The 14,004-nt window shown below is 74.6% G+C and carries 11 protein-coding genes; 7 read left to right on the forward strand and 4 right to left on the reverse strand.

Annotated elements, in window-relative coordinates:
• Window positions 1–132: 132 nt before the first annotated feature.
• Together ACR807_RS14230 and ACR807_RS14235 are read left to right on the forward strand one after the other, a co-directional pair.
• A complete protein-coding gene (locus tag ACR807_RS14230) occupies window positions 133–4,704 on the forward strand; it encodes a HAMP domain-containing protein (protein ID WP_438921766.1) in 4,572 nt (1,523 codons plus the stop codon).
• Window positions 4,705–4,747: 43 nt separating this feature from the next.
• Window positions 4,748–7,177, forward strand: a complete 2,430-nt coding sequence (locus ACR807_RS14235; protein WP_438921767.1) for a SpoIIE family protein phosphatase — start codon at window positions 4,748–4,750, stop codon at window positions 7,175–7,177.
• A 10-nt stretch (window positions 7,178–7,187) separates the two neighbouring features.
• Here ACR807_RS14235 and ACR807_RS14240 read toward each other — a convergent pair whose 3' ends face one another.
• Together ACR807_RS14240 and ACR807_RS14245 are read right to left on the reverse strand one after the other, a co-directional pair.
• Window positions 7,188–7,949, reverse strand: a complete 762-nt coding sequence (locus ACR807_RS14240) for an SDR family NAD(P)-dependent oxidoreductase (RefSeq protein ID WP_438921768.1) — start codon at window positions 7,947–7,949, stop codon at window positions 7,188–7,190.
• Window positions 7,946–8,368 carry a VOC family protein gene (locus tag ACR807_RS14245; RefSeq protein ID WP_438921769.1) on the reverse strand — a complete coding sequence of 141 codons (423 nt, stop codon included), beginning with the start codon at window positions 8,366–8,368 and terminating at the stop codon, window positions 7,946–7,948. Before ACR807_RS14245 ends, ACR807_RS14240 begins: the two co-directional genes overlap by 4 nt.
• Before the next feature lie 70 nt (window positions 8,369–8,438).
• On the opposite strand from ACR807_RS14245, the gene ACR807_RS14250 reads away from it, so the two are divergent.
• Window positions 8,439–9,107, forward strand: a complete 669-nt coding sequence (locus ACR807_RS14250) for a GntR family transcriptional regulator (protein ID WP_438921770.1) — start codon at window positions 8,439–8,441, stop codon at window positions 9,105–9,107.
• Here the strand turns inward: ACR807_RS14250 and ACR807_RS14255 are convergent.
• Window positions 9,104–9,841, reverse strand: coding sequence for a GAF and ANTAR domain-containing protein (locus tag ACR807_RS14255; protein WP_438921771.1), 738 nt, complete (start codon window positions 9,839–9,841; stop codon window positions 9,104–9,106). The genes ACR807_RS14250 and ACR807_RS14255 overlap by 4 nt on opposite strands.
• Window positions 9,842–10,014: 173 nt before the next feature.
• On the opposite strand from ACR807_RS14255, the gene ACR807_RS14260 reads away from it, so the two are divergent.
• Window positions 10,015–10,290 carry a DUF3040 domain-containing protein gene (locus ACR807_RS14260; RefSeq protein WP_438921772.1) on the forward strand — a complete coding sequence of 92 codons (276 nt, stop codon included), beginning with the start codon at window positions 10,015–10,017 and terminating at the stop codon, window positions 10,288–10,290.
• A gap of 15 nt (window positions 10,291–10,305) precedes the next feature.
• Here the strand turns inward: ACR807_RS14260 and ACR807_RS14265 are convergent, their stop codons facing one another.
• Window positions 10,306–11,508 (reverse strand): glycosyltransferase, encoded by a 1,203-nt coding sequence (locus tag ACR807_RS14265; protein ID WP_438921773.1) that lies wholly within the window; start codon window positions 11,506–11,508, stop codon window positions 10,306–10,308.
• Between the two features lie 366 nt (window positions 11,509–11,874).
• On the opposite strand from ACR807_RS14265, the gene ACR807_RS14270 reads away from it, so the two are divergent.
• Genes ACR807_RS14270 through ACR807_RS14280 form a run of 3 tightly spaced genes read left to right on the forward strand, consistent with a single transcriptional unit; the run spans window position 11,875 to window position 14,000 of the window.
• Window positions 11,875–13,272 carry a PP2C family protein-serine/threonine phosphatase gene (locus ACR807_RS14270; RefSeq protein WP_438921774.1) on the forward strand — a complete coding sequence of 466 codons (1,398 nt, stop codon included), beginning with the start codon at window positions 11,875–11,877 and terminating at the stop codon, window positions 13,270–13,272.
• A gap of 31 nt (window positions 13,273–13,303) precedes the next feature.
• Complete coding sequence (locus ACR807_RS14275; RefSeq protein WP_438921775.1) at window positions 13,304–13,693, forward strand: YidH family protein; 390 nt, start codon at window positions 13,304–13,306, stop codon at window positions 13,691–13,693.
• A 1-nt stretch (window position 13,694) separates the two neighbouring features.
• Window positions 13,695–14,000, forward strand: coding sequence for a DUF202 domain-containing protein (locus ACR807_RS14280; RefSeq protein WP_438921776.1), 306 nt, complete (start codon window positions 13,695–13,697; stop codon window positions 13,998–14,000).
• Window positions 14,001–14,004: the final 4 nt, after the last annotated feature.

Raw genomic sequence — 14,004 nt, forward strand, 5'->3', positions numbered from 1 at the left:
GTGGGGGATCGCCGTGGCGGCACGACGGTGGCGGCCCGTCGCGTGTACGGTTGCCGGGACGCAAGCGCCCGTTCAACTCAGAGCGGGCGCTTGTCGCATCTCTGCGCGGGTTCGGCGAGGAACGAGGGTGGCATGGCCGGAACGACGGTCGGAGGCGGCTCGACCGCCGCCAAGCGGACGACGAGACAGGCTGCGAACGCCGCGGACCAGCCGGAGCTGCGCCAGTTGCTGGCCGGGCTGACCGCGGTCCGCGACGGCGACTTCGGCACCCGGCTGCCGGACGACTCCGGGGGGCTGCTCGGCGAGATCGCCACCGTCTTCAACGGCATGGTCGACCAGCTGTCGCTGTTCACCTCCGAGGTGACGCGCGTGGCGCGCGAGGTCGGCACGGACGGCCGGCTCGGCGGCCAGGCCGAGGTGCCCGGCGTCTCCGGCACGTGGGCGGACCTCACCGACTCGGTGAACGCCATGGCGGGCAACCTGACCTCGCAGGTGCGCGACATCGCGCAGGTCGCGACAGCGGTGGCGCGCGGCGACCTGTCGCAGAAGATCGACGTGGACGCGCGCGGCGAGATCCTGGAGCTGAAGGAGACCGTCAACACGATGGTCGACCAGCTCTCGTCGTTCGCGGCCGAGGTGACGCGCGTGGCGCGCGAGGTGGGCAGCGAGGGGCGGCTGGGCGGCCAGGCCGACGTGAAGGGCGTGTCCGGCACGTGGCGCGACCTCACCGACTCGGTGAACTTCATGGCGGGCAACCTCACCGACCAGGTCCGCAACATCGCCCAGGTGACCACGGCCGTCGCCAAGGGCGACCTGTCGCAGAAGATCACCGTCAACGCGCGCGGCGAGATCCTGGAGCTGAAGAACACCATCAACACGATGGTGGACCAGTTGTCGTCGTTCGCGGACGAGGTCACCCGCATGGCCCGCGAGGTCGGTACCGAGGGCATCCTCGGCGGTCAGGCCGACGTGAAGGGCGTCTCGGGCACGTGGCGCGACCTCACCGACTCGGTGAACTTCATGGCGGGCAACCTGACCGACCAGGTGCGGTCGATCGCGCAGGTCGCGACGGCGGTGGCGCGGGGCGACCTGTCGCAGAAGATCATCGTGACCGCGCGCGGCGAGATCCTGGAGCTGAAGAACACCATCAACACGATGGTGGACCAGCTCTCCTCGTTCGCGGACGAGGTCACCCGCGTCGCCCGCGAGGTCGGCACCGAGGGCCGGCTCGGCGGCCAGGCCGACGTCAAGGGCATCTCGGGCACCTGGAAGGACCTCACCGAGTCGGTGAACGTCATGGGCGACAACCTCACCGCCCAGGTGCGCTCCATCGCCCAGGTCACCACCGCCGTGGCGCGGGGCGACCTGTCGCAGAAGATCCGGGTGGACGCGCGCGGCGAGATCCTGGAGCTGAAGGAGACCATCAACACGATGGTCGACCAGCTCTCCGCGTTCGCCGACGAGGTGACGCGCGTGTCGCGCGAGGTAGGCACGGAGGGCAACCTCGGCGGCCAGGCCACGGTGCGCGGCGTGTCCGGCACCTGGAAGGACCTGACCGACAACGTCAACGTGATGGCGTCGAACCTGACCGGCCAGGTGCGGTCGATCGCGCAGGTCGCGACGGCGGTGGCGCGCGGCGACCTGTCGCAGAAGATCACCGTCGAGGCCAAGGGCGAGGTCGCCGCGCTGGCCGGCGTGATCAACACGATGGTGGACACGCTGTCCGCGTTCGCCGACGAGGTCACCCGGGTGGCCCGCGAGGTCGGTACCGAGGGCATCCTGGGCGGCCAGGCGCGCGTGCCGAACGTGGCGGGCACCTGGAAGGACCTCACCGACAACGTCAACTCGATGGCGAACAACCTGACCAACCAGGTGCGCAACATCGCCCAGGTCACCACCGCCGTCGCGCTCGGCGACCTGTCCAAGAAGATCGACGTCGACGCCCGCGGCGAGATCCTGGAGCTCAAGACCACCATCAACACGATGGTGGCGCAGCTCTCGTCGTTCGCCGACGAGGTCACGCGCGTGGCCCGCGAGGTCGGCAGCGAGGGCAAGCTCGGCGGCCAGGCTGAGGTCGAGGGCGTCTCCGGCACCTGGAAGCGGCTCACCGAGAACGTCAACGAGCTGGCCGGCAACCTCACCCGCCAGGTGCGCGCCATCGCCGAGGTCACCAGCGCGGTCGCCGCGGGCGACCTGACCCGGTCCATCACGGTGGTCGCCTCCGGCGAGGTGGCCGAGCTGAAGGACAACATCAACTCGATGGTGGAATCGCTGCGCGTGTCCACCAAGGCCAACCGCGACCAGGACTGGCTCAAGACCAACCTGGCCGGGATCTCCGGGCTCATGCAGGGCCGCCGCGACCTGGAGGTCGTCGCCGAGCTGATCATGGACGAGCTGGCGCCCCTCGTCTCCGCCCAGTACGGCGCGTTCTACCTGTCCGACGACGCGCCGGAGAAGCCCGAGCTGCGCCTGATCGCCTCCTACGGCGGGCCGTACGGCGACGACGAGCCGGACGCCCGCCCCACCCGCTTCCGCTTCGGCCAGTCGCTGGTGGGCCAGGCCGCGCGCAGCCGGCGCACCATCGCGGTCGACGAGGTGCCGCCCGGCTACGTCTCGGTGACCTCCGGGCTCGGGCAGACCGAGCCCAGCGACCTCGTCGTGCTGCCCATCGTGGTCGAGGGGCAGGTGCTGGGCGTCATCGAGCTGGCGTCCGTGCACCGGTTCACCCCGATCCACCGCGACTTCCTCGAACAGCTGATGGAGACCATCGGCGTCAACGTCAACACCATCGTGGCCAACGCCCGCACCGACGAGCTGCTGGAGGAGTCCCAGCGCCTGGCCGCCGAGCTCCAGACCCGGTCCAGCGAGCTCCAGAAGCGCCAGGAGCAGCTCCAGGAGTCCAACGCGGAGCTGGAGGAGAAGGCCGCGCTGCTGGTGTCGCAGAACCGCGACATCGAGCGGAAGAACCTGGAGATCGAGCAGGCCAGCTCCGAGCTGGAGGCGCGCGCCAAGCAGCTCGCGCTGGCCTCGAAGTACAAGTCGGAGTTCCTGGCCAACATGAGCCACGAGCTGCGCACCCCGTTGAACAGCCTGCTGATCCTGGCGCAGCTGCTCGCCCAGAACCCGACCCGCAACCTGACCCCCAAGCAGGTGGAGTACGCGGGCATCATTCACTCGGCGGGCTCGGACCTGCTCCAGCTGATCAACGACATCCTCGACCTGTCCAAGGTCGAGGCGGGCAAGATGGACATCACGCCCGAGCGCGTGGCGCTGCGCCAGCTGCTGGACTACGTCGAGGCCACGTTCCGGCCCATGACGACGCAGAAGAGCCTCGGGTTCCGCATCACCACCGCGACGGGCGTGCCCGCCGAGCTGCTCACGGACGACTCGCGGCTGCGGCAGGTGCTGCGCAACCTGCTGTCCAACGCGGTGAAGTTCACCGAGGCGGGCGGCGTGGAGCTGCACATCGAACCGGCCGACGCCGCCGAGCTGCCCTCGTCGGTGCGGCGGCACGGCCAGGCCGTGGCGTTCCGCGTCGTCGACACCGGCATCGGCATCGCCGAGCAGCAGCTGGAGTCGATCTTCGGCGCGTTCCAGCAGGCCGACGGCACGACCTCGCGCAAGTACGGCGGCACGGGCCTGGGCCTGTCCATCAGCCGCGAGATCGCCTACCTGCTCGGCGGCGTGGTCACCGCGCAGAGCGAGCTGGGCAAGGGCAGCACGTTCACCCTCTACCTGCCGGTCGCGCGCCCCGAGTTCCAGGAGCTGCCCCCGGTCGAGCACGTCCGCGAACCGGCGGCGCTGCCCGCCGCGCAGGACCCGACCCCGGTCGAGCCCGCCGCCCCGCAGCCGCACAAGCGCAGGCTGCTGGTCATCGAGGAGCGGCCCCAGGGCCTGCTGTCGCTGGTCGCGCAGAGCGCCGTCACCGACCTCGCGGACAGCAACGACCCGCGCGGGCCGGTCGAGGTGATCACCGCCGTGGACGCCCGGGAGGCCGCCGCGGTGCTGGCCGCCGAACCGTGCCACTGCGTGGTGCTGGAGCTGGACATGCCCGGTGACGAGGCGCTGGCGTTCCTGGAGGCCAGGGACGGCGACGCCGGCGCGCGCGCCGTGCCGGTCCTGGCGCACAACACCCGGCGGCTGACCACGCAGCAGGAGACCAGGCTCCAGTCCGGCGCGGCGGACCGGCCGCTGGAGCTGCTGTCCAGCCTGGACGAGCTGCGCGAGCGGATCGCGCTGCACCTGACCGCCGAGGTGCCCGGCGACGTCCTGCCGCTGGTGCGGCACGAGGACGCGCGGGCGCCGGAGCCGCGGCCGTACGAGAGCGGGCTGACCGGCCGCACGGTGCTGATCGCCGACGACGACGCGCGCAACCTGTTCGCGCTGAGCAGCATCCTGGAGCTGCACGGCATCGCCGTGCTGCACGCCGAGAACGGGCGCGAGGCCATCGACGTGCTGACCGCCCACCCCGAGATCGACCTGATCCTGATGGACGTGATGATGCCGGAGATGGACGGCTACGCCGCCACCGCCGCCATCCGCGCCATGCCCCAGCACGCCGACCTGCCGATCATCGCGGTCACCGCGAAGGCGATGCCGGGAGACCGGGAGAAGAGCCTCGACTCGGGGGCCAACGACTACGTCACCAAGCCGGTCGACTCCGACGACCTCGTCACGTGCGTGCAGCGGTGGCTGGACCGCTAGTGGCCCGACCCCCGGACGCCCGCCGCCCCAGAGGAGACCGTGAGTGCACACACCCGGAACGCCCGACACAGGACCGCCGCTGACCACACCCGCCCCGAGCGCGCCGACCGCGCCGACCGGCCCGGCCGCCCTCGGCGCGCAGACCGCGCCCGCCGGCAGCGGCGCCGGACTGAGCAGGCTGGCGGCGACCGTCGAGCGCCTGTCCCGCGAGGTGCGGGAGGCGCACGCCGTGGCCGACGGGCGCGCGCTGATCGAGATGGCGAAGGGCGTGCTGGTCGAGCGGCTGGGGTGCGGTCCGGCGGAGGCGTCCCGGCAGCTCTCGCTGCTGGCCGGGCAGTCCGGCGTCGGGCTGCTGGAACTGGCCGCCGACGTGGTCAACCAGGCGGCGCGCGACCGGCTCACCGAGGTGGCGGGCGACCTGCTCGCCGACCGGGCCGACGTGGCCGGGGCCTACGAGCCGGCGCGGTCGGCGGCCGTCCGGCTGCGCACCGCGGAGAGCGGCGCGCTGGCGGCGGGCGACACCCAGGCCGTCACGGAATCGCTGTTCGAGCACGCCCTGGCGCCGCTGGGCGCCACCGCCGTCGCCGTCTGGTCGGCGGCGATGGACGCGTCGCTGACCCTGCGCGGCTCGGCCGGGTTCGCGCCGGAGGAGGCCAGGCGCTGGCACTACGTGCCGCCCGGTGTCGCCACCCCCGCCCGCCGCGCGCTGGCCGAGCGGTCGACGGTGTGGCTGCCGGAGCTGGCCGAGTCCGGCCTGCCGTCGATCGGCGGTCGCGACCTGGTCGGGGCGCGGGTCGCCGCGCCCGCCGAGTCCGGCGGCCGGGTCGTCGGCGTGCTGGAGATCTGCTGGCCGCGCCCCCTGCCGCCGCAGCCACCGCAGATCCGGCGGCAGGTCGAGGCGCTGGCCGAGCTGTGCGCGCACACGCTGGACACCACGCCGCCCGCCGAGTATGGCGCGCCCGTCCCGGACGAGCTGGTCGACCTCGCCGACAGCCTGCTCGACCCGGCGTTCGTGCTGCGCCCGCACCTGTCGCCGACCGGGGAGCTGGCCGACTTCCGCATCGACCACGCCAACACCCGGTTCGTCGACCTCGCCGGCCGGCCGCGCGGCGCGGTGACCGGGATGCTGCTGCTGGAGGCGTACCCGCTCGCCGCCGGGCAGGGCGCGCTGTTCGACAAGGTCGAGCGGGTGCACGCGACCGGCGAGCCGTTCCGCGCCGAGCGCATGACGCTCACCGCCCTGGTCGACCAGGTGCCGCTCACCGCCGTCGCCGAGATCGGCATCACCCGGCACGGCGACCGCGTGCTCGTCGTGTGGCGGGTCGAGGACGAGACCACCCGCCTGGCCGACCTGCTGCACCACGCCCAGCGCCTCGGCCGGATCGGCGGGTTCGAGGAGGAGGTCGGCGGCGGGCGGATCACCTGGAACAGCCAGCTGTTCGCCCTCTACGGCCTGGAGCCGACCGACGACCCCGTGCCGCTGGCCGGGCTGCCCGACCACTGCCACCCCGACGACACCGCGACCATCACCCGGTTCCTGCGCACCGTGCTGCACCACCGGCGGGCGGGCTCGGCGGCGTTCCGGTTCCAGCGGCACGACGGGATCGTGCGGCACATCAGGGTCATCGCCGAACCCGTGGTCGACGCGGCGAACCGCCTGCTCGCGGTGCGCGGCGCCTACCAGGACGTGTCGGCGCAGCACTGGACCGAGGTGGCGCTGTCCGCCACCCGCGACCGGCTGGCGCACACCGAGCAGCACGCGGCCGAGCAGAGCAGGCTCGCGCTCCAGCTGCAACGGGCCATCATGCCGCTGACCGCGCCGTCGTTCGACGCGTTCGACCTGCGGGTGGCCGTGCGGTACCGACCGGCCGAGCAGGAGCACCTGGTGGGCGGCGACTGGTACGACGCGGTCGTGCTGCCGTCGAAGCAGGTGCTCGTGTCGGTCGGGGACATCACCGGGCACGGCATCAAGGGCGCGACCGGCATGGTGGTGCTGCGCAACGCGCTGCGCGGCCTGGCGGCGACGGGCGCGGGCCCGGCGCAGCTGCTGGGCTGGCTGAACCTGGTGGCGCACCACCTCACCGACCACATCTTCGCCACGGCGGTGTGCGCGCTGTACGAACCGGACACCCGCGTGCTGCGGTGGGCGCGGGCCGGCCACCCGCCACCCGTGCTGATCCGCGACGGGCGGCCGTCCGCGCTGTCGACGTTGCGGGGCATCATGCTCGGGGCCATCTCGGAGGCCGAGTACGAGGAGGGCGAGCTGGTGCTGCGGTCCGACGACACCCTGCTGCTCTACACCGACGGCCTCATCGAGCGCCGCGACACCGACCTCGACCAGTGCCTCGACGACCTGCTGACCGACTGCGCGGCCGAGGTCACCTCCCTGGACGACCGCCTGGACCACCTGCTGGCGCACAGCCGTGCGGACACGGACGACGACACCTGCGTGGTGGGCGTCCAGCTGACCTGACGCGCGCGGGTCAGGGGCGCAGGTGGGAGGCGCCGTTCAGGTCGAGGACCGCGCCCGAGGCCCAGGTCGCCTCGGGGGAGGCCAGGTAGACGACGGCGGCGGCCACCTCGTCGGGGGTGCCCACGCGGTTGAACGGGCTCTGGCCGCGGACGGCGTCGCCCGTCGCGCCGGTGAGCTTGTGCGCCTGGCGGTCCGTCGAGACGAACCCCGGCGCGACCGAGGCGACCGCGATGCCGTGCGGCGCGAGCGCCAGCGCCAGCGACTGGCCGAACGAGTGCAGCGCCGCCTTGCTCGCCCCGTACGCGGGGTCGTCCGGCTCGCCGCGGAACGCGCCGCGCGAGCCCACGTTCACGATCCGCCCCGGCACGCCCCGCGCGACGAGGTGGTTGGCCACCCAGTAGGTCAGGTTGGCCGCGCCCAGCAGGTTGACGTCCAGCGTCCGCCGCCACACCCGCTGCCAGTGCTCGTAGGACACCCCGGTCACCGGGTGCGCGGTCTCCGGCGTCGGCGCGACACCCGCGTTGTTCACCAGCACGTCGACGCCGCCCAGCGCCCCGCCCGCCTCCTCGGCGACCCGCCGCGCCGCGTCGGGGTCGGCCAGGTCGCCGCGCACCAGCACGTGGCCCTCGCCGGGCAGCGCGGCCAGGGTCTCCTCGGCGGCGGCGAGGTCGTGCGCGAAGTGCACCGCCACCCGGTCGCCGAGCCGGGCGAACGCGCCCGCCGTCGCCCGGCCGATGCCCCGCGACGCCCCGGTGACGAGCACGCCCCTCACTTGGCGAACACCTGCGACTCGTCGCGGAACGCCTTGAACTCCAGCGCGTTGCCCGCCGGGTCGAGCAGGAACATCGTCCACTGCTCACCCGGCTCGCCCGCGAACCGCTGGTAGGGCTCGATGACGAACGCGGTGCCCGCGGCGCGCAGCCGGTCGGCGAGGGCGTGGAAGCCGTCGACGGTGAGCAGGAGGCCGAAGTGCGGCACCGGCACGTCGTGCCCGTCGACGGGGTTGCTGCCCGCCCGCGCGGACGCGGCGGGGACGACGTGCGTCACCACCTGGTGGCCGTGGAAGTCCCAGTCGACCCAGGTGTCGGACGAACGCCCCTCGGCCAGGCCGAGCACGTCCCCGTAGAACGCGCGCGCGTTCCCGAGGTCGTCGACCGGGATGGCCAGGTGGAAGGCGGGACGGGTGCTCATGGCGCTCCTCCGGGAGTGGGGTGGTGCTCCCACGGTGGACCGGGTGATGACCTGATGTCAACATTACGACATGAGCACACCGTTGCCGAAGGCCACCCGACGCGGGCTCGCGGAGGAGTCGGCCGACCGCGTCCGCGACGCCATCTTCGCGGGCCACTTCCCGCCGGGCGCGCCGCTGCGCGAGGTCGAGTTGGCCGCCTCGCTGGAGGTCAGCCGCGGTTCGGTGCGGGAAGGGCTGGCCCTGCTCGAACGCGAGGGGCTGGTGCACAGCGCGTGGCACCGCGGCACCACGGTGGTGGAGGTGACCGCCGAGGACGTCGAGGAGGTCTACACGGTGCGCGCCGCGCTCGACCGGCTCGCCGCGACGACCGCGCTGCGCAAGGCGGGCGACGAGGAGTTGGCGCTGCTCGACGGGCTGGTCGACGCGATGGCGGGCGAACTCGCGGGCGGTGGCGACGGCCCGCGCCTGCTCGCCCTGGACATCGCCTTCCACGACGCGGTCTACGCCGCCGCCGGCAACCGCAGGCTCACCGCGGCGTGGCACGCCGTCCGCTCGCAGGTGCGCCTGTTCCAGCTCCGCCGGATCACCCTGGGCCACGCCCACTACCGGGCGCGGGTCGTCGCCGAGCACCGGGAGCTGGTGGCCCTGCTGCGCGGCGGTGACGCCGACGCGCTGGCCCGCGTCGCGGAGGAGCACGTCGACTCCGCCCGCCGCAGCCTCCTCGCCCACCTCGCCTAGCGTGCCGCGGGGGTCAGCCGGCCGGTCTCGACGAGCTGCTGCGCCAGGTCGCGCAGCTTGGTGTTGCTCTGCTGGCTGACCCGCACCAGCACGGAGAACGCCTGGTCCGCGGTCAGCTTGTGGCGCTCCATCAGGATGCCCTTGGCCTGGCCGATCAGGTCGCGGGTGTGCACGGCCTCGGTCAGGTGCTCCTCCTTGCGCGCGTCGGCCATCGCCACGGCCGCGTGGCTGGCGAACAGCACGCCGACGTGCCGCGAGTCCTCGTCGAAGCCGCGCTCGTCGGGGGAGTAGAGGTTGAGCGCGCCGAGGTCGTCGTCGCGCACGTAGAGCTGGAACGACAACATGCTGTGCACGCCGGTCGCGTGCGCTCGGGACCCGAAGACCGGCCACCGCGCGTCCGCCGCCAGCTCCGGCACGCTGACCACCTTCTCGGTGAACAGGGCGGTCAGGCACGGTCCCTCGCCGGCCTCGTACTGCAACCGGTCCACCTCGAACACGACGTCGCCGGTGCCCGACACGGTCCGGATCTCCCGCCTGCCCACCACGGTCATCAGGCCGGCGTGCCACGCGCCCGGGATGGTCCCCACGGCCGCGCGCACGATCTCGTCCAACGTCTCCTGCGTGCCCTTCCGGGCGTGGAGGTCCTGGGCGACCTCGCTCAGCCGCACCGCCAGGTCGTGCCGCGTCCCGGCCAGGTCCGCCGGCCGGTCGCCCCGCGACTCGGCACCAGTCATGTCGTCGCCTCCGCTGCTCGGTGATCCCTGGAGTGCCCGCTGCCGCCGCGAACCATGCCCGGTCGAGCGGACCGCCGCCACCGGGCAGGTGGCTCCCGGGACACCGACGGGTGAGCCCCGGCATCGACGGCGCCGGGACGGGTAAGCGAGACCGGGCACCGAGGGAGGTCGGCGTGGACGCGCGTTACGTTCGGGACCAGCTCCGCGGGATCGAACGGCGGCTGACGAGGACCGACCCGGGGTTGGCCGCGCTGCTCTCGGGCCGCCCGGCCCGGGTGCCGGTGACGCGCCGCCGGTGCTTCCTCGCAGGCCTGGTGTGCCTGGGCGTGGAGTGCGTGGTGCTGGGCCTGCTGCTGGCGCTGCCCCTGGTGTTCGCCGGCCTGCTGCTGCTCCTGGTCGGCGCTTTCCTGCACGCCACCCGCCACGCCGACCGGGGGCGTGACGGGTGACGTGGCGGACATGCCCTACCCCACGGCGTCGATGCCCTCCTCGACGAGGGGCATCACCTCGTCGAGGCCGGTGACCCGCAGGTAGACGCGTTCCACGTCCTGCGCGACCCGGGCGGTGGCGTAGCGGGAGGCCACCCGGTCCGCGCCCGCGGTGCCGTACGCGTCGCGGCGGGCGTGGTCGGACAGCAGTTGGCGCAGGGTGCCGGTGAGCGCCCTGACGTCGCCGGGCGGGACGAGCAGGCCCGTCACGCCGTCGACCACCACGTCGGCCATGCCGCCGGCGGGTGTGGCGACGACCGGCACCCCGCACGCCATCGCCTCCAGCGCGACGGCGGTGCTCTCCACCTCGTCCGGCACGGTGACCAGCACGTCCGCCGAGCGCAGCAGCGCCGGGAACGCGGCGCGGTGCACGGGGCCGACCAGGCGCACGCGGTCGCCCGCGCCGCACCGGAGCGCGTGCTGCCGCAACCGGCGCACCCGCTCCTCCAGCGCCTCGGGGCCGGCGACCGCGCTGCCCACGACGACCAGTTCGGTGTCCGGTGCCGCCCGCAGCGCGGTGACCAGGTCGTCCACCCCGTCGCCGGGGCGCAGGCCGACCACCGACAGCACGCGCCGGGCCAGGCGCTTCCCCGCCACCGGACCGTCGGGGGTGAACCTCTCCACGTCCACCCCGTGCGGCACCACGGACACCTGCTGCCTGGGCACGCCCGCGCGCACCAGGTCGTCCAGCTCGGCGGTGTGGGCGGCCAGCACCCGCGCCGCCTCGCGCGCGAGCAGCCGTTCGGTGCCGGCGCGCCGGCGCTCGACCGGGGCGCCCAGGCGTTGCCGCAGCACGCCCAGCCCGTGGAAGTCCTGCACCACGGGCACGTCGAACCGCCGGGCCGCCAGCACGGCGGCCAGGCCGGAGGCCCACCCGTGGGCGTGGACGACGTCCGGCCGGTCGACCGACCACCGCCGGTGGAGGGCCCTGGTGAACGCGTCGAGGTCCGCTTCCGCGCCCGGTGACCCGGCGTCCACCTGGAGGACGTCGTAGCCCTGCCGGGCGGGCACCCGCTCGGGCGCGTCGGGGAAGTCGCGGCGGGTGTGCACGACCACGTCGTGGCCGAGCGCGGCCAGCGCGGCCGACAGGTCGGCGACGCGCTCGACCGATTCGCCGACGGGACGGGGCGCGGCGACGGACAGGGGGTTGGCGTCGACCGACACCATCGCGACCTTCACGGCGTGCGCACCCCCTCCGTGAGGGTGATGCGCTGTGCCGGTTCGCGGCGTGGGAGACGACTCACGTGATGACACGACCTCTCCTGGAAGGCCCACCGGGCCCTGTTCGGAGCAGGCTGTCGTCTCAACCCACGAACCCACCGTAACCACATCGACACTTCACCGCCACTCGGAGTGCCACCTCGGCATCAGGGTGGTGCTCGCGGTACGAGGTTTGGCGCCACCCCCCGGCGGGGAACAGCAGGTCGGTGAGCGGAAGGTGAGGCGGTGCCGCACGTCCTGTTCCGGGAAGAGGGGCCGGCTGTGCTGTCCACCGCGGTGACCGGTCCGCCGTGCGGTCCGCCCGGCGCGAAGCGCTGAGGCCGGGTGCTCTCCGACCGGCACGACCACCAGCGCGAAGCCCTCGCCCACGCGGCGCGGCGCACCGAGATGCCGCTCGAAGACCTGTGGATGCGGTACTTCTCCCTCGGCGGCGACGTGGGCCTCACCGAGATCGAGGCGTACCTCAGCGGCCTGATGGACCTGCCCCGGTTCGACCGGGACGTCCTGGCGCACGTGGTCAACGAGAGGCTCGACGAGCTCGCCCGCCTCCACCGGGTGCCCTACAACCGCGAGGTGCGCGACCCCGAGCCGCGCGGCCGACCCCTGACCGCGCTGGTCGGGCTCATCGAGGACGCCGAGACCGCGTCCGTCGACCGGGTGGCCGCCCTGGCCGGGGCGGCGGGCCGGGTGCTCGGCGTGGGGATCGTCGTGCACCTGGTCGACCGCGACCAGCGCTGCCTGTTCGCGCTGGCGGGCGGTGGTCCGGGGATGGAGCTGGGCACCACGCCCGCCGGGCGGGCCTACCGCACCGGGCAGCCGGTGGGCGCCCGCGGCGCCGCCGGGTCGCGGCTGTGGGTGCCGCTGGTGGACGGCGTGGCGCGGCTGGGCGTGCTGGAGGTCGCGTGCGCCGAGGACGACCTGGACGACCCCGGCCTGCGCACCCAGTGCCGGTGGGTGTCGCGCCTGCTCGGGCGGCTCGTCGTCGCCCTCGGCCGGTTCGGCGACGCCGTCGACCACCGCGGCGACCCGCCGCGCCCGGTGCCCGCGGAGCTGGTCGGCGCGCTGCTGCCGCCGCTCACCGGCGCGTCCGGCCCGTTCCGGGTGAGCGCGCTGCACGAGCCGTCCGGGCGCTGCGGCGACGCGTTCGACTACACCCTCTCCGACACCGCGGCCGGCCTGGCGGTCTTCACCGCCGACGGCCCCGAACCGGGCCTGGCCGCGGCCACCGCGCTGGCCGCCTACCGCCGTGCCCGGCGGACCGGGCACGACCTCGTGGACCAGGCCGGGGCCGTGGACGAGGCGTTGGGCTCGCACTTCGGGCGGGGCACCTCCGCCACCGGCGTGCTGGCGGAGCTGGACCTGCGCTCCGGACGGCTGCGCTACGTCAACGCCGGCCACCCGGAGCCGCTCGTGCTGCGCGCGGCCCGGACCGTGCTCCCGCTGCCGGACGGCGCCCGACCGCCGCTGGGGCACCCGCCGACCGGCCCGCCGGACGTCGGCGAGTCGGTGCTGGGCAGGCAGGACTGGCTCCTGCTGCACACCGACGGCCTGACCGGGCGCGTCGCCCCGGACCGCCTGGCGGACCTGCTGCGGGCGGAGGCCGCCGCGGTGACCACGCCGCCGGAGACGACCCGGCGCCTGCTCGGCGCGCTGCGGGCCGACGCGCCGCCGGGGCACGACGCCACCCTCCTGCTGGCCCGCTGGACCGGCCTGGCCCGGTGAGCGCGCGCCCCGGCCGGTACCCTCCGGTCCGGTGCGACGACGTGCGGCGGACGACCACCCGGAGAGCGGGCGCTTCCCCCGGTGGGTCTACCGCGACGGCGCGGAGCCCGACCCCCGGTTCAGCCTCGCCAACGAGCGCACCTTCCTGGCCTGGGTGCGCACCTCGCTCGCGCTGATCGCGGGCGGCGTCGCGCTCGACGCCCTGTCCCTGCCGCCGCACCCGGGGCTGCGCCTGGCCGCCTCCGCGCTGCTGCTCGTGCTGGGCTTCGCGGCGGCCCTGCACGCCTGGTCCGGGTGGGCGCGCGCGGAACGCGCGATGCGCCGCGGCGACCCGCTCCCGGCACCGCTGCCCGCCGCGCCGCTGGCGCTCGGGGTCGCCGCCGTCGCGGTGCTCGTGGCCGTCGCCGTGCTGGTCGGCTGACGTGCCGCCGCAGCGCGACCCCGGCCTGCAACCGGAGCGGACGGCGCTGGCGTGGCGGCGCACCGCGCTCGCGCTGGTGGCCGGCTCGCTCGTCGCGGTGCGCCTGGTGGACCCGCCGGTGGGACCGTGGGCGGGCGGCGCGGGGCTGGTGGCGACCGGGCTGCTGTGGGCCGCCGCCGAACGGCGCGGGCGGGCCCTGTGCGGTCGCGGGACCCGACCCGGGGCGGGGCTGCTGCTCGCGACGGCCCTGCTCACGGCCGCCGTCGCGGCCCTCGGCGTGGTGCGGGTCCTGGCGCGGGCGGGGTAGCGCG

Source organism: Saccharothrix sabaoui (assembly GCF_051756985.1).
In the GTDB taxonomy this organism is placed as follows: Bacteria; Actinomycetota; Actinomycetes; order Mycobacteriales; family Pseudonocardiaceae; genus Actinosynnema.

Bases quoted from the DNA above. Each gene is read 5' to 3' on its own strand.
- ACR807_RS14255 (WP_438921771.1), bottom strand. From the start codon at position 9,841: ATGACTGGTGCCGAGTCGCGGGGCGACCGGCCGGCGGACCTGGCCGGG.
- ACR807_RS14245 (WP_438921769.1), bottom strand. From the start codon at position 8,368: ATGAGCACCCGTCCCGCCTTCCACCTGGCCATCCCGGTCGACGACCTC.
- ACR807_RS14250 (WP_438921770.1), top strand. From the start codon at position 8,439: ATGAGCACACCGTTGCCGAAGGCCACCCGACGCGGGCTCGCGGAGGAG.
- ACR807_RS14230 (WP_438921766.1), top strand. From the start codon at position 133: ATGGCCGGAACGACGGTCGGAGGCGGCTCGACCGCCGCCAAGCGGACG.